General features: G+C 51.2%; 18 protein-coding genes and 1 pseudogene. 8 read left to right on the forward strand and 11 right to left on the reverse strand.

From position 1 onward, the window contains the following. Nucleotides 1-191: 191 nt before the first annotated feature. Nucleotides 192-596 carry a helix-turn-helix domain-containing protein gene (locus RHM61_RS15725; RefSeq protein WP_322248239.1) on the reverse strand — a complete coding sequence of 135 codons (405 nt, stop codon included), beginning with the start codon at nucleotides 594-596 and terminating at the stop codon, nucleotides 192-194. Here RHM61_RS15725 and RHM61_RS15730 point away from each other — a divergent pair. Then, nucleotides 483-1,696 (forward strand): IS3 family transposase gene (locus RHM61_RS15730; RefSeq protein ID WP_322247785.1). Its coding sequence is split into 2 segments (ribosomal slippage): nucleotides 483-759 and nucleotides 759-1,696, totalling 1,215 coding nucleotides; the frame shifts between segments, so codons are not numbered across the junction. The genes RHM61_RS15725 and RHM61_RS15730 overlap by 114 nt on opposite strands. 364 nt (nucleotides 1,697-2,060) lie before the next feature. On the opposite strand, the pseudogene RHM61_RS15735 reads toward RHM61_RS15730, so the two are convergent. Continuing rightward, nucleotides 2,061-2,447: pseudogene (locus RHM61_RS15735) on the reverse strand (cyclic nucleotide-binding domain-containing protein); the annotation flags it as partial. A gap of 727 nt (nucleotides 2,448-3,174) precedes the next feature. Between RHM61_RS15735 and RHM61_RS15740 the strand changes: the two are divergent. Further along, nucleotides 3,175-3,549 carry a hypothetical protein gene (locus RHM61_RS15740; protein ID WP_322248240.1) on the forward strand — a complete coding sequence of 125 codons (375 nt, stop codon included), beginning with the start codon at nucleotides 3,175-3,177 and terminating at the stop codon, nucleotides 3,547-3,549. Between the two features lie 368 nt (nucleotides 3,550-3,917). Next, nucleotides 3,918-4,193 carry a HAMP domain-containing protein gene (locus RHM61_RS15745; protein ID WP_322248241.1) on the forward strand — a complete coding sequence of 92 codons (276 nt, stop codon included), beginning with the start codon at nucleotides 3,918-3,920 and terminating at the stop codon, nucleotides 4,191-4,193. Between the two features lie 88 nt (nucleotides 4,194-4,281). On the opposite strand, the gene RHM61_RS15750 is transcribed toward RHM61_RS15745, so the two are convergent. Further along, complete coding sequence (locus tag RHM61_RS15750; protein WP_322248242.1) at nucleotides 4,282-5,145, reverse strand: MoxR family ATPase; 864 nt, start codon at nucleotides 5,143-5,145, stop codon at nucleotides 4,282-4,284. 336 nt (nucleotides 5,146-5,481) lie between these two features. Here RHM61_RS15750 and RHM61_RS15755 point away from each other — a divergent pair, with 336 nt between their 5' ends. Both RHM61_RS15755 and RHM61_RS15760 read left to right on the forward strand, forming a co-directional pair. Next, nucleotides 5,482-5,805 carry a cytochrome c gene (locus RHM61_RS15755; protein ID WP_322248243.1) on the forward strand — a complete coding sequence of 108 codons (324 nt, stop codon included), beginning with the start codon at nucleotides 5,482-5,484 and terminating at the stop codon, nucleotides 5,803-5,805. A 13-nt stretch (nucleotides 5,806-5,818) separates the two neighbouring features. After that, nucleotides 5,819-6,166 (forward strand): cytochrome c, encoded by a 348-nt coding sequence (locus RHM61_RS15760; protein ID WP_322248244.1) that lies wholly within the window; start codon nucleotides 5,819-5,821, stop codon nucleotides 6,164-6,166. Between the two features lie 71 nt (nucleotides 6,167-6,237). Here the strand turns inward: RHM61_RS15760 and RHM61_RS15765 are convergent, their stop codons facing one another. Further along, the gene (locus RHM61_RS15765; protein ID WP_322248245.1) at nucleotides 6,238-6,666 is read right to left on the reverse strand and encodes a DUF1841 family protein; all 429 of its coding nucleotides are present in this window, start codon (nucleotides 6,664-6,666) and stop codon (nucleotides 6,238-6,240) included. A gap of 127 nt (nucleotides 6,667-6,793) precedes the next feature. On the opposite strand from RHM61_RS15765, the gene RHM61_RS15770 reads away from it, so the two are divergent. Beyond that, nucleotides 6,794-7,378 (forward strand): malonic semialdehyde reductase, encoded by a 585-nt coding sequence (locus tag RHM61_RS15770; protein WP_322251113.1) that lies wholly within the window; start codon nucleotides 6,794-6,796, stop codon nucleotides 7,376-7,378. Nucleotides 7,379-7,404: 26 nt separating this feature from the next. On the opposite strand, the gene nth is transcribed toward RHM61_RS15770, so the two are convergent. The 3 genes from nth to RHM61_RS15785 all read right to left on the reverse strand — a co-directional run bounded on the left by nth (nucleotide 7,405) and on the right by RHM61_RS15785 (nucleotide 10,078). Next, on the reverse strand, nucleotides 7,405-8,052 hold the full coding sequence (gene nth, locus RHM61_RS15775; protein ID WP_322248246.1) for an endonuclease III: 648 nt from the start codon (nucleotides 8,050-8,052) through the stop codon (nucleotides 7,405-7,407). After that, nucleotides 8,049-8,735, reverse strand: coding sequence for an electron transport complex subunit RsxB (gene rsxB / locus RHM61_RS15780; protein WP_322248247.1), 687 nt, complete (start codon nucleotides 8,733-8,735; stop codon nucleotides 8,049-8,051). The genes nth and rsxB overlap by 4 nt, the downstream gene beginning before the upstream one ends. Before the next feature lie 107 nt (nucleotides 8,736-8,842). Further along, nucleotides 8,843-10,078 carry a polyhydroxyalkanoate depolymerase gene (locus RHM61_RS15785; protein ID WP_322248248.1) on the reverse strand — a complete coding sequence of 412 codons (1,236 nt, stop codon included), beginning with the start codon at nucleotides 10,076-10,078 and terminating at the stop codon, nucleotides 8,843-8,845. Between the two features lie 280 nt (nucleotides 10,079-10,358). Here RHM61_RS15785 and RHM61_RS15790 point away from each other — a divergent pair, with 280 nt between their 5' ends. Continuing rightward, the gene (locus tag RHM61_RS15790; RefSeq protein ID WP_322248249.1) at nucleotides 10,359-11,591 is read left to right on the forward strand and encodes a tetratricopeptide repeat protein; all 1,233 of its coding nucleotides are present in this window, start codon (nucleotides 10,359-10,361) and stop codon (nucleotides 11,589-11,591) included. A gap of 72 nt (nucleotides 11,592-11,663) precedes the next feature. On the opposite strand, the gene RHM61_RS15795 is transcribed toward RHM61_RS15790, so the two are convergent. Then, nucleotides 11,664-12,731, reverse strand: coding sequence for an NAD(P)/FAD-dependent oxidoreductase (locus RHM61_RS15795; protein ID WP_322248250.1), 1,068 nt, complete (start codon nucleotides 12,729-12,731; stop codon nucleotides 11,664-11,666). 78 nt (nucleotides 12,732-12,809) lie between these two features. Further along, the gene (fdxA, locus tag RHM61_RS15800; RefSeq protein WP_322248251.1) at nucleotides 12,810-13,133 is read right to left on the reverse strand and encodes a ferredoxin FdxA; all 324 of its coding nucleotides are present in this window, start codon (nucleotides 13,131-13,133) and stop codon (nucleotides 12,810-12,812) included. Between the two features lie 750 nt (nucleotides 13,134-13,883). Here fdxA and RHM61_RS15805 point away from each other — a divergent pair. Beyond that, on the forward strand, nucleotides 13,884-14,849 hold the full coding sequence (locus tag RHM61_RS15805; protein ID WP_322248252.1) for a D-glycerate dehydrogenase: 966 nt from the start codon (nucleotides 13,884-13,886) through the stop codon (nucleotides 14,847-14,849). On the opposite strand, the gene RHM61_RS15810 is transcribed toward RHM61_RS15805, so the two are convergent. Both RHM61_RS15810 and RHM61_RS15815 read right to left on the reverse strand, forming a co-directional pair. Next, the gene (locus tag RHM61_RS15810) at nucleotides 14,850-15,101 is read right to left on the reverse strand and encodes an acyl-CoA-binding protein (RefSeq protein ID WP_322248253.1); all 252 of its coding nucleotides are present in this window, start codon (nucleotides 15,099-15,101) and stop codon (nucleotides 14,850-14,852) included. It abuts the gene before it with no gap. Between the two features lie 128 nt (nucleotides 15,102-15,229). Continuing rightward, nucleotides 15,230-15,931 carry a UPF0149 family protein gene (locus RHM61_RS15815; RefSeq protein ID WP_322248254.1) on the reverse strand — a complete coding sequence of 234 codons (702 nt, stop codon included), beginning with the start codon at nucleotides 15,929-15,931 and terminating at the stop codon, nucleotides 15,230-15,232. Between the last annotated feature and the right edge of the window lie 125 nt (nucleotides 15,932-16,056).

Consider the following 16,056-nt stretch of genomic DNA (forward strand, 5'->3'; position numbering starts at 1 on the left):
AATGCCAGAAACGATGGTGTTTTCAGTGCTGAAAACGACACTGGGGTCGCGCCAAAGGCATGCGGGAATGACGAGGTGTGCGGTGTTTCAGGTATGAAAATGTAGTCATGTACAGCCCTGGCGAATCTGATGAAGCTGTTCTAAATAACAGCATAAAAACAGCGCCCTCAACAGCGCAACGGCTCTGGACATCATTTTCCAGCGTTCATTTTGCTCCTTATTTTACAGATGTCGGAGCTGTCGCGACAGCCTCTGAACGTCGAGGTTTTACGCGCACATCTGATAAATTCGCTCAATGCTTCCAGATTCGGAATGCTGATTTCACGGCGCCCTCTTTCCTTAAATTCAATCAATCCTTCACGTTCCAAGCGGCACAAGGCGCGGCTAATCGATTCCAGTCGCAAGCCCAAGTAGTTATAGTGGATCCACATATCCGGACAACAGTTTAAACTAGTGTCTGTCGAAAAGAGACGAGGCAGACCATGAGTGAAAATAAGAGAAAAATATTTAGCGGCGCACAAAAAGCCAAGGTAGCAGTTGAGGCAATCAAAGGCGAAAAGACGATCAATCAGATCGCCCAAGAGTTCGGGGTGCATCCGACGCAGGTTAGCCAGTGGAAGAAAGAATTACTGGAAAATGCAGGCAGTCTGTTTGAAGGTAAGCGCGGTCCGAAACCGGCCAGCACACAGAACGACCCAGACCGTCTCTATGCCAAAATTGGGCAACTGAATATGGAACTCGATTGGCTTAAAAAAAAGTCAGGGATCAGCCTGTAACGGAACGATTGCAGTGGGTAGAGCCGCTCTCTGCCCTTTCAATCGCCACACAATGCCGTCTCGTTTCAGTCACGCGCTCGGTCGTGTACGACAAGAAAAAGCGCTTGCAAGAAGAGATCAATCCGTTTGATAGTTTGCTGTTGCAATTGCTTGACGAGGAATACACCAGACATCCATTTTACGGCACGCGACGCATGACGCATTACTTGCGAGACTGTGGCCATGCAGTGAACCGCAAGCGCGTACAGAGGCTGATGCAGCAACTGGGATTGGCAGGTATGGCCCCAGGCCCCAACACCAGTAAAGCGCATCCGCAGAACAAGATTTACCCGTACTTACTGAGAGGTATCGATGTCACTCGACCAAATATGGTCTGGAGTACAGACATCACATTCATCAGGCTGCCGCGGGGTTTTGTGTATCTGGTGGCGATCGTTGACTGGTATAGCCGGAAGGTGCTGTCTTGGCGGTTGTCGAACACGATGGATGCGGGGTTTTGCGTGGACTGCTTGGAAGAAGCCATAAAATGGTATGGAACGCCGGAGATTTTTAATACCGATCAGGGTGCGCAGTTTACCAGCCAGGCCTTTACTGGGCTGCTGCTTAGAAACGGCATCAAAATCAGTATGGACGGTCGCGGTCGGGCGTTGGATAATATTTTTGTTGAGCGTCTATGGCGCAGTGTGAAATATGAAGAAGTGTATTTGAAAAAGCATGAAAGTATGCCGGAGTTGGTGATCGGCTTGGCGAACTATTTTATGTTCTACAACGCTGAACGTAAACATCAATCATTGGGTTATCAAACGCCGGAAACCGTGTATGGCTCAGGCGTGGGCGGCGGTGCCAAGATCGTAAACAAATTTGGTACTGAACTGCCTGATTCAAAAAAGCTAGAAAAGAAAAGCACGGTAGTGATGTAGTGCGAATAACGGGGCAGCGCCGCGCAGCTGTGGCAGAAACAGGCACTATCTTAAACTCTTTGAATAATTGTCTGGACTTAGGGGGCCACTTTAAGTTACCAATATCGGCCCGACTCAAATGCACATTAAATTGATCAGTACGCAAACCGCGCTCGGCCAGCGCATTGGCCCATTGCAGTAAAAAATCACATACCCGCGCATCCGACGGCAAGGTACCCATCGATAGCATCCAATTGCGATGCTGGCCCAATTGCATGCCCATGGCACGGAATAATAAACGCAGCAGCCGCGGTTCCGACATGCCAATTTGCAGCAGACGTTCGTAATTGACGACCCATACCTCACTGCGATCAAGTGCAACGGCGGAACAGCTATAGCATCCGCCCGAGATGCCGTCAAAACCCAGCCAATCGCCTTTAAAATACAAGCCGATCGCTTGCTCACGTCCATCGACACTCAAATTCATTAATTTGAATAAGCCAGAGCTGACCAAGTACAAGCGTTCAAACCGCTCGCCATAAAGGTATAATTTTTCATCGATTTTAAGCTTGCGACGAGTAAACACCATCTGCGATTCCAATGCGCTGAGCGACTCTTGCCACAATGCTTTATCCAGCTGTTGTTTGGCGGCATAAGCAACCATTGACGGCAAAGATAGTAAGGCAGCGGGCAGGTTCTTCTCAGCATAAGCAGCATCCGAGAACATCAAATCGCGTTCCAAGGCTGATGGCGCATTGAGCAGTGTTTCCATTTCTCCCCCTATGAATGTTTATTGATAGCTGGCACAGATTTGGCGCTACAAGGCAGGAAACTGCGCTGTTCCTGGATCGGGGTCGTCTGTCCCATTGGTCGCAGCCATCTCGTTTGCTCAGTGCCTCAGCTTAAGGAAAAAAATGGCTCTCACGAATACCGGATTACCTTGATAAGGACTACCTGTTTTCAGGTATTTATCAGATCTGAAGAAAGCGCGGCGCTTCAGAGGAGGTCGTAAACGGGTTTTCAATCGGCATTATTAGTCCAGTCGGCCATCACGTCGTTCCTGCGAACTTTTGGCAGGAACCCCGCGGCGTATGTTTGCGGTGGAAAAAGGCGTCCGTCAGGCTTTTGCGACAGCCATCTTCAGGATGGGGAAGAGGTCCAACAAAAAATTAAAAAAATGAGGTAGTCGAGGCAGGGGTAGCGTGGATTGCTCCTGTGCTTGTTTAATATACTCGCTCACAGCCGTGCTGCATGAAGCATATTTGGGTGCAATTATTTGTCAGTTTTTTTTCTTGCTATGAACCTGAATCATTGGGGAAATCATCCTATGGCATGGAGATTGTGCCCTTGGCGATCTATCCACGCAAAAATCACTCTGAGCACATGTCTACTATTTTTAGTGTGCATGTGCTCCTTGTCTTATTATGTTTACGCATTGCTGCACGCTGGATGGTATCGTGGTGGCGGACAGCAAGCAAACCCATGTAGGCGAAAATTATTTGAGCAATACAACCGTCGCGGCAGCCTTGCAGCAGCGTTCGGCCGGCGTCAGTGTGCCGCAGCTGGATTCGCTTAGCAATGAGGCTCAATTCCATTTGGTGGTGCCGGTTTATGATAGGCAGAAAAACGTGATCGGCGCGCTGGCCGGGGTCACTGGGCTGCGTGCACCGAATTTTCTCGATGACTATATCCGTAACCGTTACGGCCGCAGCGGTGGCTATTTACTGATTGCACCACGCGAACGTCTCCTGATTCGTGGCTTGTCGCATAGCCGTTATATGGAAGCCTTGCCGGCGGCCGGCATTAATCCCGGTATCGATCGGTATCTGCAAGGTTATCAGGCTTATGCGGTGATTCATCAAAAATCTGACTAGGGTTTGAAACCCCGGCCTTCAGAGGCTGTCGCAAAAGCCTGATGGACGTTTTTTACACCTGAAACACCGCATGCCGCGTCATTCCCGCATGCTTTTGGCGGGAACCCAGTGTCGTTTTTTACACTGAAAATGCCACAATTTCTGGCATTTTCAGTTAACCACGAACGCCGCTGGGTTCCTGCCAAAAGCGCGCAGGAATGACGTGTCCACCAGTTGGGGTCATGATACCGACTCAATACCCTTTTGCGACAGCCTCTTTTGGCCGGTGAGCGACGAAGGAGCGACGCGATGGGAGGGGATGCAAACCCCTTCCAGAGTCTGTTCCATCGTCGCTTGCGACGATCCATTAAGTTGTTGAGCCGAAGGGCATGGAAATTTTGAGTTCAGCGAAAAATATTCCAGCCGCTGATGCCAGCACGCTCGATAGGATTTCGAGCAATCAAACTGCGCGGCTGCTCGTGCCGGTGAGCAGCGAGGATGAAGTCGCTCAACTGATCCATACATTCAATCGCTTACTTGATACCTTGACGCAAAGAGAATCGGCTTTGAAAAAAAGTGAATTCTTTGCTCGCGCGATGTTTGCTGTGGAAGTCCCGATCTTTATCGCCAGCCGTGCACCGATAAGCGGCCGGGAAACCGAATGATTTGCTCCATACCATTATGATCGACCACGGCGATGCAAGGGCGACGCGGATTGAATTCAAGCGGTTTGCCCGTCGCACCGACAGGGCGTCAGCGATTGGTACGTGACATGAAGATCAAACGTTCGAACAGGTGCACATCTTGTTCATTTTTCAGTAAGGCACCATGCAAGGGTGGCACGATGGCTTTGTTGTCTTTGCTGCGCAAGGCTTCGGCAGGGATGTCTTCTGCCAGCAAGAGTTTGAGCCAATCGATGAATTCTGAGGTGGATGGCTTTTTCTTGAGTCCGGCGACATCGCGTACTTCGTAAAAAGTCTGCAAGGCCTGTGCCAGCAAGTCGGCTTTCAATTGCGGAAAATGCACGTGGACGATTTTTTGCATCGTCTCTTTATCGGGAAACTTGATGTAATGGAAAAAACAGCGGCGCAGAAAAGCATCCGGCAATTCTTTTTCGTTATTCGAGGTGATGATCACCAGCGGTCTGTGCTTGGCGCGTACCATTTCGCGCGTTTCATAGACGTAAAATTCCATGCGATCGAGTTCGCGTAATAAGTCGTTCGGGAATTCGATATCGGCTTTGTCGATTTCATCGATCAACAAGACCACCGGTTCATCGGCGGTAAACGCTTGCCACAACACGCCTTTGACGATGTAATTATGAATATCTTTGACGCGCGCGTCACCGAGCTGGGAATCGCGCAGGCGCGAGACGGCATCGTATTCGTACAAACCTTGCTGAGCTTTGGTGGTGGATTTGATATGCCATTGCATTAAAGGCATATTCAAGGCTGCGGCGACTTCTTCGGCCAGCATGGTTTTGCCGGTACCCGGTTCACCTTTGATCAGTAAGGGGCGTTGCAGCTTCAAGGCAGCATTGACTGCGAGTTTCAAGTCATCGGTGGCGACATAATTGTCGGCACCTTCAAAGCGAAGGGCGGTAGTTTCCTGCGTCATGGCGATGGGCGTTCGTGAGTGAATTGATCGGTGCACAAGTGCAGCAAAGCACGCTTGCAGACGTTATAAGCTCTCGAGTATAAGCCAGAATGTCGAATAATGTGAACGTACGTGCTGATTTCAGTGCAGCTGCGCGATGAGGAAATTTTGAAATGCAAGCAGCAATTTTGCGAATGCTTGGTTTGTATCAGTAAGCAACAAAAAATCTAGTCAAAAAGCAATTTTTGGCAATTCATGTGTGTTTTTTACGCCGATTTGATATTGATCAGATAAAATAAGGATCTATATCAAGGTGTCGTCTTCATCGTACTGTTGGTTATTACTCAATTCGCTCATATGAAAAAACTGTTTGCACTCCTCGCTTTGGCGAGTCTCACTCAGGCTGCCTTGGCAGCCGAAGTTGTTGGCAACGCGAAGGACGCGGCGGATAAGAAAATCGCGATGTGCATCGGTTGCCATGCTATTCCCGGTTATAAAGCGACCTTCCCCGAAGTATATCGGGTGCCGATGATCGGTGGGCAATCGGCCAAATACATCGAGAGCGCGTTGCAGGCTTACCGTAAGGGCGATCGTAAGCATTTGACGATGCGTGGCGTGGCAGGCAGTTTGTCGGATCAGGATATTGCTGATTTGGCCGCCTATTACTCACAACAAAAATAATACAGGAGCTCACATGCATAAAAATATCTGGTTGGCTGCGCTCTTGTCTTTGTCGGCGGCGAGTGCATTTGCCGGTGCGAATATCGCAGCCGGTAAAGCCTTGGTAGAAAAAAGTAATTGCGCATCATGCCATGGTAAGGATTTTAATTCGCCGATTGATCCGACTTATCCGAAATTAGCCGGACAGCATGCTGATTACATCGTGCAGGCTTTAGTCGCTTATCAGCGTGGTAGCACAGGGCCTAACGGTCGCAGCAATGCGATCATGGGTGCGCAGGCGAAAGTCTTGTCGCATACTGACGTGCAAGATATCGCTGCCTACCTGCAAAGCTTGCCGGGCAGCTTGGTGGTGCAAAAATAATTGACCATCATGCTCAAACGAAACCACGCTTAAGCGTGGTTTTTTTTCGGGCCAGAAACGTGGTTTGCTACTCAGCGTACCCGTTTGCGCAAAGCTTCAATGTAGGCCTGGCCATCCGGTGGCAGGCCGCTACGTTGCGCAGTCCAAATCATTTCGCCTAGACATTCCATGATGACATGGTGCGCCTCATGGTCGGAATTGAGCTGGCGGCTCAGTGCCAGAAAGGCCGGTTTGACGCCCTGGGGTTGATCGACTGAAATTTGTTCGGCAATCGACAGATGCATGGACAGGTGCAAAAACGGATTGCTTTGCCCTGCATCGACCGAATAGTCGCTGGCCAGCGCCGTATCGAGGTCACGCAGACTGTGCTCGTACTCGGGGTGCGCACGGATCCAATCGGAGGCGATGGCTTCCAAGGGCGTCAAAATTTCCTGAGCATGAAGTTTGCGGTAAGTTTCGCAGAAGAAACGTCTGACATCGGCCTGGCTGGGGTTGAACATGAGGGTACTCAGTAGTGAAGGGCGCACCGCACGTGGGCGCGTAGCCGCATATTGTAAAAGGATTTGACAGAAATTGCTGCGCTGTTGATGACTGCAGGTATGATATGCGCTTGTTTAAAAAGGAAGAATCATGTTGAATCACACTGTATTGGACGCCTTGTTCTCGACGGCGCGCACGCACAATGCCTGGCAAGATAAGGCGATCAGCGATGAGCAATTGCATCAGTTGTATGATTTGATGAAGTGGGCGCCGACCTCGGCCAACACTTCTCCGGCACGCGTGGTGTTTGTTCGCTCGCCGGCGGAAAAAGAAAAGCTGTTGGCTTGCATGGCTGAGGGGAATCTGGAGAAAACTCGCACTGCCGCGGTAACCGCCATCATCGGCATGGATATGGCGTTCTACGAGCATTTGCCGACGCTGTTTCCGCATGGTGATGCACGTTCTTGGTTTGTCGGTAATGAGGATTTGATCGCCGCCACGGCTTTTCGCAATTCTTCGCTGCAAGGTGCCTATCTGATGCTGGCGGCCCGCTCGCTGGGGATCGATTGCGGCCCTATGTCGGGTTTTGATGCGGAAAAAATCAATGCGACATTTTTCGCCGGTTCGCAGGTGACCGTCAATTTCATTTGTAATCTTGGTTACGGCGATGCCGCCAAATTGTATCCGCGTGCGCCGCGTCTGAGCTTTGATCAGGCTTGCCGGATTGCTTGAGTCAGTTCGGCTGCCGGCACAGCCGCTCAGGCTTGTTCCGGCAGCGGCGTTTTTTTCTTGAAGTCGCACAAATCTGCGATCATGCAATTCCAGCATTTCGGTTTGCGTGCGGTGCAGGTGTAGCGGCCATGTAGTATCAGCCAGTGGTGGGCATCTTGGAGAAATTCAGCGGGGACGAACTTCATCAATTTTTCTTCGACGATGACGACGTTTTTCCCCGGCGCGATGCCGGTACGGTTGCCAACGCGGAAAATATGGGTGTCGACCGCGATGGTCGGTTCGCCAAAGGCGGTGTTCATCACCACATTGGCAGTTTTTCGGCCAACGCCGGGCAGAGCTTCCAAGTCGGCGCGTGTGCGTGGCACTTCGCTGTCATGCTCGGTGAGCAAAATGCGGCAGGTCTCGATCACATTTTTTGCTTTGGTACGGAACAAACCTATGGTTTGTATGTATGGAATCAAGCCATCGACGCCAAGCGCATACATACTCTGCGGCGTAGTGGCGACGGCATACAGTCGCCGAGTAGCTTTATTGACGGCGACATCGGTAGATTGCGCCGAGAGCAGTACGGCGATCAGCAATTCAAACGGGCTGCTGTATTCGAGCTCGGTGGTCGGCGTTGGATTTTGTTTTTGCAGGCGCAGGAAAATTTCTCGGCGTTTTGCGGCATTCATGGTATTTCCTTGGCTTGGTCGGCAGCGATTTTTTTCTGTCGCGCGCGTTCAATCGCGGCGGCAATCACGGCTTTTTTTCGGTCTATCTCTCGCCTTTGTTCCGGGTATGCGTCGGCTTCTTGTTCCAGTGCGTGTAACTTGGCGCTGGCTTTGCGGCCTAAGCGCTCTTCATTTTCTTGTTTTTCGCGTTGCAGCCTTTGTTCCCGCAAAGTATACCGCAGCCGCGCTTGCTCAGCTTGTACCAGGCTCCAGGCCGCCCAGCCGGTGCGCGTAGCGGTAACTGGCAACATGCTGATGCAATCGACCGGGCAAGGCTCGACGCAAAGATCGCAGCCGGTGCAGAGATCGGGCAAGATAAAGTGCATTTGCTTGGGTGCGCCGATAATGGCGTCGACCGGGCAAGCTTGTATGCACAAGGTGCAGCCGATACAGTATTTTTCTTCAATCACGGCGAGGCTGCGCGGGCGCTCGCTGCCATGCACGCTGTTCAAGGGCAAGATTGGTCGCTGCAACACATGCGCCAATCTGACCACGCCTTGCTGCCCGCCTGGTGGGCATTGGTTATGGCTGGCCTCATCGGTGACGATGGCAGTGGCATAGGCGTGGCAAGACGGGTAGCCGCATTTGGTACATTGGGTTTGCGGCAGCAGGGCGTCGATTTGGGCGATGAGTGGAGTGGACACGTCGGTGAGGCAGTAACGGCAAAGTGGCGATTATCCGCCCAATTACGCTGAACAACAAATAAAAAAGCCACCTTTATGGTGGCTTTGCTGCATGTACGCGCTACGATTTAACGGTGTTTTTGAATGAAATCAGCCAGTTGTGGGCAAATCACATCACGCCAGCGTCGGCCGGAGAAAATACCGTAGTGGCCACAGCCTGGCGCGATGAAATCTTGTTTCATATTCGCTGGGATGCTGCTACATAAATCATGGGCGGCTTGCGTCTGACCGGCACCGGAGATATCGTCGAGTTCACCTTCGACCGTCAACAGGGCAACGGTTTTGATATCTTGCGGACGTACCAGCTTGCCTTCAACTTCCCAAGTACCCCTAGGCAGATCAAAGTCTTGAAACACGGTTTTAATGGTATCGAGGTAGTACTCGGCCGGCATATCGAGCACGGCATTGTATTCATCGTAGAATTTGCGATGTTGATCGGCCGATTCGTCGTCGCCTTTGATCAGATGCTGGTAATAATCCCAATGGCTTTGCGCATGGCGATCTGGGTTCATGGCAACGAAACCAGTGTGTTGCAGGAAGCCAGGGTAAACTTTGCGACCGTAGCCGGGGTAATTGGCCGGTACGCTGTAAATCACGGTATTTTCGAACCAAGAGAATTTTTTCTCAGTGGCCAGATTATTGACTTGCGTCGGTGATTTGCGCGGATCGATGGGGCCACCCATCATGGTCATGGTTTTTGGCAATTTCGGATCGTTTTCGCTGGCCATGAGTGCAATGGCTGCCAGTACCGGTACGGTTGGTTGGCAAACGGAAACGACATGCACATCCGGGCCGAGCAAGCGAATGAAGTCTTGCACGTAGTAGATGTAGTCATGTAAATGGAATGGGCCTTCCGAGGCCGCGACCATGCGTGCATCGGTCCAATCGGTGATGTAGACATCATGCTGTGGCAACAAACCGCGTACAGTATCGCGCAATAAAGTCGAATGGTGGCCAGATAATGGCGCGACCAGCAAGACTTTTGCTTGATTAAGCTTAGCAGCATCCTTCTCGCTGATCACTTTGGAAAAGTGCAGCAGTTTGCAGAAGGGTTTGACCACGACTTCGGTCTGTACAATGTCGATGTTCTGTTCGCCGATGCTGACCGAGCTAATGCCGAATTCCGGCTTTTGGTAATTTTTGCCCAAGCGGAACATGAGTTCATAGCCTGCGGCAATGCGCTGTGCATAAGGGGAGTGCGCCAGCGGTGAGACCGGATTGGTAAATAATTTCGACGACGCTTCTGCCCACTTGGTCAGTGGGTTGAGGATGGCGCGGTTGAGTTCATGAAATTGGTAGAGCATGGTGACATCTTTCTGATAGAACGACGGAAAGCCGGCTCGTTTGAATAGCCTACTTTGATAAGAAAGTGACTATTCAGTAAATATTTCCGGGGAGCTTGGGAAGCTGTGTTTTATGTCGTATTGCAATGCATCATAAACCACTTTTCATGATTGTGGGCTTCCTTGCTCATTTGGGTGTGTCTGTAGTGCAAAAGAATGTTAAATAATTGATTAAACAGTAATTATGGCTTATCGTGGGCGATGATTGTGGGCAAATGTTTTCTAAGAGGGGCTGGTCAGTATGAATGAGCACGAATGGTCGGAAACGGAGTGGCGCGAAAGTTGTTTTCTTGCATTCGATTTGATGCGTGATGCACCCGAGCAGGGGCGTGCGATCGCCGCGGCGATGCGACGTCAGGCCTTGGCGCGGCGCTTGCCGGTGTTGGGTACATTTGCGGAGTTATTGTTTGCTTTCGCCGATTTTTTTGAGGGAAAATTGGCCTTGGCTGAGCCGGAATTTGAACGCACGGCAGCAATGTTTGAGCTCGTCGGCGACGAGGAGGGCATCGCGTTTGCCAATCTCGGTACGGTTGCGGTATGGCGTAAGCATGGCATGTCGGAGCAAGCCTATTCGCTTTGTCATTCCAAGATTTTGCCTTTGTTGTCTAGCCGCGATAATCGTTTGTCTGTGATGATTTTCAATATACTCGGCACGCTCTCGCAAGAGTTGGGATTTACCGAAGAAGCAGTGCGGCATTTTTATACCTCGCTAGAACAAGCGCGTCGCCTGAATATCCCGAATCGGGTGTCGCAAGTGCTGGCTAATCTGGGCGAAATTTTTTATCTCAGCGGTAATGCGACCTATGCCGAAGAATTATTGGAAGAGGCGCGTAGACTGGCAGTCAACTCAAATGAACGCTGGTTGGCACCGTTTATCTCCACCATGCTGGCCTTATGTAAATTGGCCTTGGAAAAGTATGAAGAAGCGTATCTGTCGGTGCTGAGCTATGTCGATGAAGACTCAGCGGCGCATCATACCGATAATGCCAGTCGGGCATTTTGTTTTTCCGTGGCCGCGTACACTTTGGCGATGCAGGGACAGTTATCCAAGGCTGACCAGCTCAATGCCGTTGCGATGGACTTGCTTGAGAGTTTTGAAGACCGTCCGCTCAAGCCTTACAGTTGGTGGGTCAGCGGGCATTTGCATCAATGTCATCAGCGCTATCCGGAAGCAATTCACGATTTGCAGCGGGCAATTGAAGAAAACGCCAACAAAGGCTATTGCTACACTTCCTTGTGTGCGATGAAAGCACTGGGCGATTTGTATGCAAGCTTGGGACAATTCGAGGAAGCATATCAGCAACAGCAGTGTTATCTTGAGCTCTATACCAAAATGCAGGGACGTGCGACGCGTTTGCATGTGGAGACGGTGGAATTCAAAAATGCGCTCAAGCAGACTGAGTTAGCGCTTCGCTTGACCGAGAGTGCCTTGCAAGAGCGGCAATTGCTGCAACATCAGTTAGCCAGTCGGTAGGGCCGGCTGGTAATCATAAAAAAAGCGCAAAGAAAATTATCTTTGCGCTTTTTTTTGAGTACTGCTGGTCGCTCAGTCGAATGTCGGGGTATCGACGCCGAGGATTTTGTGCAGCTTAGGTGAAGTAGTGGTGTATTGCATGTGGATTTTCTTATCAGGGAAAATATACGGTGCGGCACCAAACGCAGCGAGCGCCGCTTCGTGAAAACCGGACAGTATCAGTTTTTTCTTGCCAGGATAGGTATTGATATCGCCGACGGCAAAAATACCCGGTACATTGGTTTCGAATTTCTCTGTGCTCACAACCTTCAATTGCTTGCGTTCGATATCGAGGCCCCAATCAGCGATCGGGCCTAGTTTTGGCGACAAGCCGAAGAACACCAATAGTACATCGAGTGGCATGCGACGTGTCACGCCGTCGGCACCGGTCACTTTGATTTCAGACAATTGATCATCTTTGGTTTCTATGCCGGTGATTTGGCCGATGGTCAGTTGCATTTCATAGTTGTCGCACAATTCTTTCATCTTCGCGACCGATGCCGGCGCTGCACGGAAGTCGTCACGGCGATGCAATACCACCACCGATTCGGCTTTACCAACAAAATTCAGGGCCCAGTCGAGCGCAGAGTCGCCACCACCACAGATGACCAAATTCTTACCATGAAATTGCGCCGGGTCTTTGACACGGTAGAATAATTGGCTACCTTCGAAAGCGTCGATGCCTTCCACTTTTAAAGTACGTGGCTGGAACGAACCGACGCCGGCGGCGATGAAAATGGTTTTGGTGATGAAGCGCGTGCCGGTCGAGGTTTCGAGATCGAAACGGCCATCTTCGCGACGCTCTACCAGAGTGACTTCTTGTCCGAGATGGAAAGTTGGTCCGAACGGTTCAATTTGTTTGAGCAAATTGTCGGTCAGTTCCTGGCCAGTACAGACTGGTACCGCAGGAATGTCGTAAATCGGTTTATCAGGATAGAGTTCCACGCACTGACCGCCGACGACTGCCAAAGAATCGATGACATGGGCTTTGATTTCAAGCAGGCCTAATTCAAATACTTGAAACAGTCCTACCGGACCAGCACCGATAATGACGGCATCGGCTTCGATTACGGCGCTGTGGGATGTTGTTTTATTTTCCATACGACAAATAGTTCCTGATATTGCTGAAAAAGATAGAGCCAGAGGCGCGGCGCGAAATCGGCGGCTGCGCCATATGGCTTAACGCACGAGATGCTGCAATTTGCTTTTAACGTCTTTCCATTCATCTGCATCTGGCAATGGTGCGGTCGTTTTGGTAATCGACGGCCATTTCGGTGTCAGTTCAGCATTGATTTTGATGAATTGCAGTTGATCTGCCGGTACATCTTCTTCGGCGTAAATCGCATTGACCGGGCACTCCGCTACGCAAACTGCGCAATCGATGCATTCATCGGGGTCGATGATGAGGAAATTCGGGCCAGCGCGGAAGCAATCTACCGGGCAAACATCGACGCAATCGGTGTAGCGGCAGCGGATGCACGATTCGGTCACAACGTGGGTCATAACAGTCCAATCTTTAAAATTCGGGGTTTTGGCACAACCAGATCGCAGGAAACCCATGCTATGGCTGGAAAGCCTTGTATTTTAAGGCAATTTCACGCTTCTCACAATTACGGCTTGCAGAGATCTTATATAGATTGCGAATAAGCAAATTCAGTGTGAGATGTGTAAGCAGGCAATTAAGTGGGAAAGTCAGGCGCGATTGTAAAGGAATCGGGCCGGCCGTGCTTTGATGTGTATCACCATCGATGAATTTATCAAAAATCTGACTAGGGTTTGAAACCCCGGCCTTCAGAGGCTGTCGCAAAAGCCTGATGGACGTTTTTTACACCTGAAACACCGCATACCTCGTCATTCCCGCATGCCGCAGCCTCGTCATTCCCGCATGCTTTTGGCGGGAACCCAGCGTCGTTTTTTACACTGAAAATGCCACAATTTCTGGCATTTTCAGTTAACCACGAACGCCGCTGGGTTCCTGCCAAAAGCGCGCAGGAATGACGTGGCCACCAGTCAGGGTAATGATACCGACTCACTACCCTTTTGCGACGATCCATTAAGTTGTTTGCAAGGGGCGCGCTGCCTTGCTGTGTGCGTAGTTTGGAAATGATTCTGGAGGGAAATTGCTTGCGAGTAATTAAGCGCCCGTAAGTGCGCCTAACACGCTTAAATCTCATGCGCTACAATGACTGTCCGCGTGTTCTTGATGCGTATTCAGATCGCGCGTATTAACGGTTTATTTTAATTGAGGTGAGTATGAAGCCTGCCATTCTGGTTGCGCGTGCGGTTTTTCCTGAAGTGTTGGAGCGTTTGCAAGCGCATTTCGAGGTCGAGGCGAATCAAGAGGATGTGATTTTCACGCCCGCTGAGTTGGTCGCCAAGTTACAGGGTAAGGCCGGGGTGCTGACGACATCGAGTGCACGGATCAATGCCGCCTTGCTGCAGCAAGTTCCAGATTTGAAAATGGTCGCCAATATGGCGGTCGGCTACGATAATATCGATTTGGCTGCTTGTGCGGCCCACTCTGTGCAGGCCAGTAATACACCCGATGTACTCAACGAGACCACGGCCGATTTCGGCTGGGCCTTGATGATGGCAACGGCACGGCGCATTACCGAAGCCGAGCAGTGGTTGCGGGCCGGCTTATGGCAAAAATGGCGTTACGATTTGTTTCTCGGCCCCGATTTGCATGGGTCTACGCTGGGTATTTTGGGCATGGGGCGTATCGGTCAAGCGATTGCGCGCCGTTCCACTGGCTTCAATATGCAGGTGATCTATCATAATCGCTCACCCTTGGCCGCTGCCGATGAGGCGCAGGCCAACCATGCGCGCTATGTCAGCAAGGAAGAATTACTGAAAACGGCCGATCATTTGATCTTGGTGCTGCCGTATTCGCCGGCTTCGCATCATGCCATCGGTGCGCCTGAATTGGCGCTGATGAAGCCGACGGCGACGCTGGTGAATCTGGCGCGCGGCGGCATCGTCGACGATCAAGCTTTGATTACGGCCTTGCGGGAAAAACGTCTGGCTGCTGCTGGTTTGGATGTGTTTGAGAATGAACCGGCGTTTGCCGCCGATTTTTTAACACTCAGTAATGTGGTCCTGACCCCGCATATTGCCAGTGCTTCCGGCAATACCCGGCGTGCCATGGCGCATTGTGCGGTCGATAATTTGATCGCCGGGCTCAGTGGCTTGCCGGTGCCGAATTTATTGCGGGTCTGATTATTTCAGGGAGGCGATCAAGTCGATGTATTGCTGCATGGCCGCTTCTTTGCTCGTTCCTTGTAATTTTGCCCATGCATCGAACTTGGCGCGGCCGACAAAGTCGGTCATGCCAGGACGATCGCCGCTGGCGTCGCCAAGACTACCTTGTTTGAACAGTGCATAGATTTGCAACATGGTCATGTTGTCTGGGCGCTCAGGCAAATTCTTGGAATCGATAGAGGCGAGGGTGAATTGTTCTTGCAAGCTCATTGTGGTCTCCGGCTTCGTGTATAAAGTATAAACATAACACGAGTACCAGTGCGGCGACCAGCGTGGGGCTAGAGGCTTTCCTCTGGCGCGGACTGAGATGGCCCGCGCCAGCGGTGTGGAAGCTTTATTTACTCGGCGACCGCTTCGGCACCACAGCAAGTCTTGTATTTCTTGCCGCTGCCGCAAGGGCAGGGATCGTTGCGACCGATTTTCGGGGTGTCGCGTTTAACGGTGGTGACACCGGATTTGCGCAGTGGTGCCCAGAAACGTCGGATCGCTGGAATCGCGGCTTCCAAACTCAGTGCAAGCTCGTGGCATTTTTGCGGACTATCGACGAATTTCAATTCTTCTTCATCAATTTCTTCGGCACCGAGCAGATAGATAGGTTGCAGCAAAGGGCCGATTTCGGCCGAATCCCAGGCCGCTTCCCATTCGTCTTCGCGCAATTGCATGCCTTCCCAGAAGCCCCAGGCCCAGGTTTCGCCATCGATCAATTCTTGGCCATCTTGTTCGAGGATGCAAAACAAGGGTTCGAATTCTTGCGGTGCCACTTCGAAGGTGATTTGGATTTCATTCATGAAGCGCGCGATCAGGTGCGTGACGCGCTGCATTTCTTTGTCATTTTTGAAGGCTGGTTCTGCGCCATCGGCCAAGCCCCAGACCAGTGGCAGCCATTCGGTCATGGCAATCATTTCAGGGCCGAGTGCGATGGCGGTCAGGTAGCCGTGCAAGGCGTCCATGGTCATGCCATCGTCGCCGACGCGGTCGGACATGAGGAATTTGTCGAGTTCGTTGAATTCTTTATCGCTGAGCGGTTCGTCGAGTTGCATGGTGGAGCCTGAAGAGAAGAGGGAAATACCGGCAGTGTAGCGCTTTGCGGCGGGTGTGTAACGCGTTTTACGGATTTTTCCGCGCATTATCAGCGTATCGCCGTGCGCAGACTGGGCTGGTGCAC

It is taken from the genome of Undibacterium sp. CCC3.4, assembly GCF_034347425.1.
Taxonomy (GTDB): domain Bacteria; phylum Pseudomonadota; class Gammaproteobacteria; order Burkholderiales; family Burkholderiaceae_D; genus Undibacterium.

Bases quoted from the DNA above. Each gene is read 5' to 3' on its own strand.
- RHM61_RS15760 (WP_322248244.1), top strand. From the start codon at position 5,819: ATGCATAAAAATATCTGGTTGGCTGCGCTCTTGTCTTTGTCGGCGGCG.
- RHM61_RS15815 (WP_322248254.1), bottom strand. From the start codon at position 15,931: ATGCAACTCGACGAACCGCTCAGCGATAAAGAATTCAACGAACTCGAC.
- RHM61_RS15765 (WP_322248245.1), bottom strand. From the start codon at position 6,666: ATGTTCAACCCCAGCCAGGCCGATGTCAGACGTTTCTTCTGCGAAACT.
- RHM61_RS15795 (WP_322248250.1), bottom strand. From the start codon at position 12,731: ATGGAAAATAAAACAACATCCCACAGCGCCGTAATCGAAGCCGATGCC.
- RHM61_RS15745 (WP_322248241.1), top strand. From the start codon at position 3,918: ATGGAAATTTTGAGTTCAGCGAAAAATATTCCAGCCGCTGATGCCAGC.
- RHM61_RS15810 (WP_322248253.1), bottom strand. From the start codon at position 15,101: ATGAGCTTGCAAGAACAATTCACCCTCGCCTCTATCGATTCCAAGAAT.
- RHM61_RS15790 (WP_322248249.1), top strand. From the start codon at position 10,359: ATGAATGAGCACGAATGGTCGGAAACGGAGTGGCGCGAAAGTTGTTTT.
- RHM61_RS15785 (WP_322248248.1), bottom strand. From the start codon at position 10,078: ATGCTCTACCAATTTCATGAACTCAACCGCGCCATCCTCAACCCACTG.
- RHM61_RS15750 (WP_322248242.1), bottom strand. From the start codon at position 5,145: ATGACGCAGGAAACTACCGCCCTTCGCTTTGAAGGTGCCGACAATTAT.
- RHM61_RS15725 (WP_322248239.1), bottom strand. From the start codon at position 596: ATGCACCCCGAACTCTTGGGCGATCTGATTGATCGTCTTTTCGCCTTT.
- nth (WP_322248246.1), bottom strand. From the start codon at position 8,052: ATGAATGCCGCAAAACGCCGAGAAATTTTCCTGCGCCTGCAAAAACAA.
- RHM61_RS15805 (WP_322248252.1), top strand. From the start codon at position 13,884: ATGAAGCCTGCCATTCTGGTTGCGCGTGCGGTTTTTCCTGAAGTGTTG.
- RHM61_RS15755 (WP_322248243.1), top strand. From the start codon at position 5,482: ATGAAAAAACTGTTTGCACTCCTCGCTTTGGCGAGTCTCACTCAGGCT.
- fdxA (WP_322248251.1), bottom strand. From the start codon at position 13,133: ATGACCCACGTTGTGACCGAATCGTGCATCCGCTGCCGCTACACCGAT.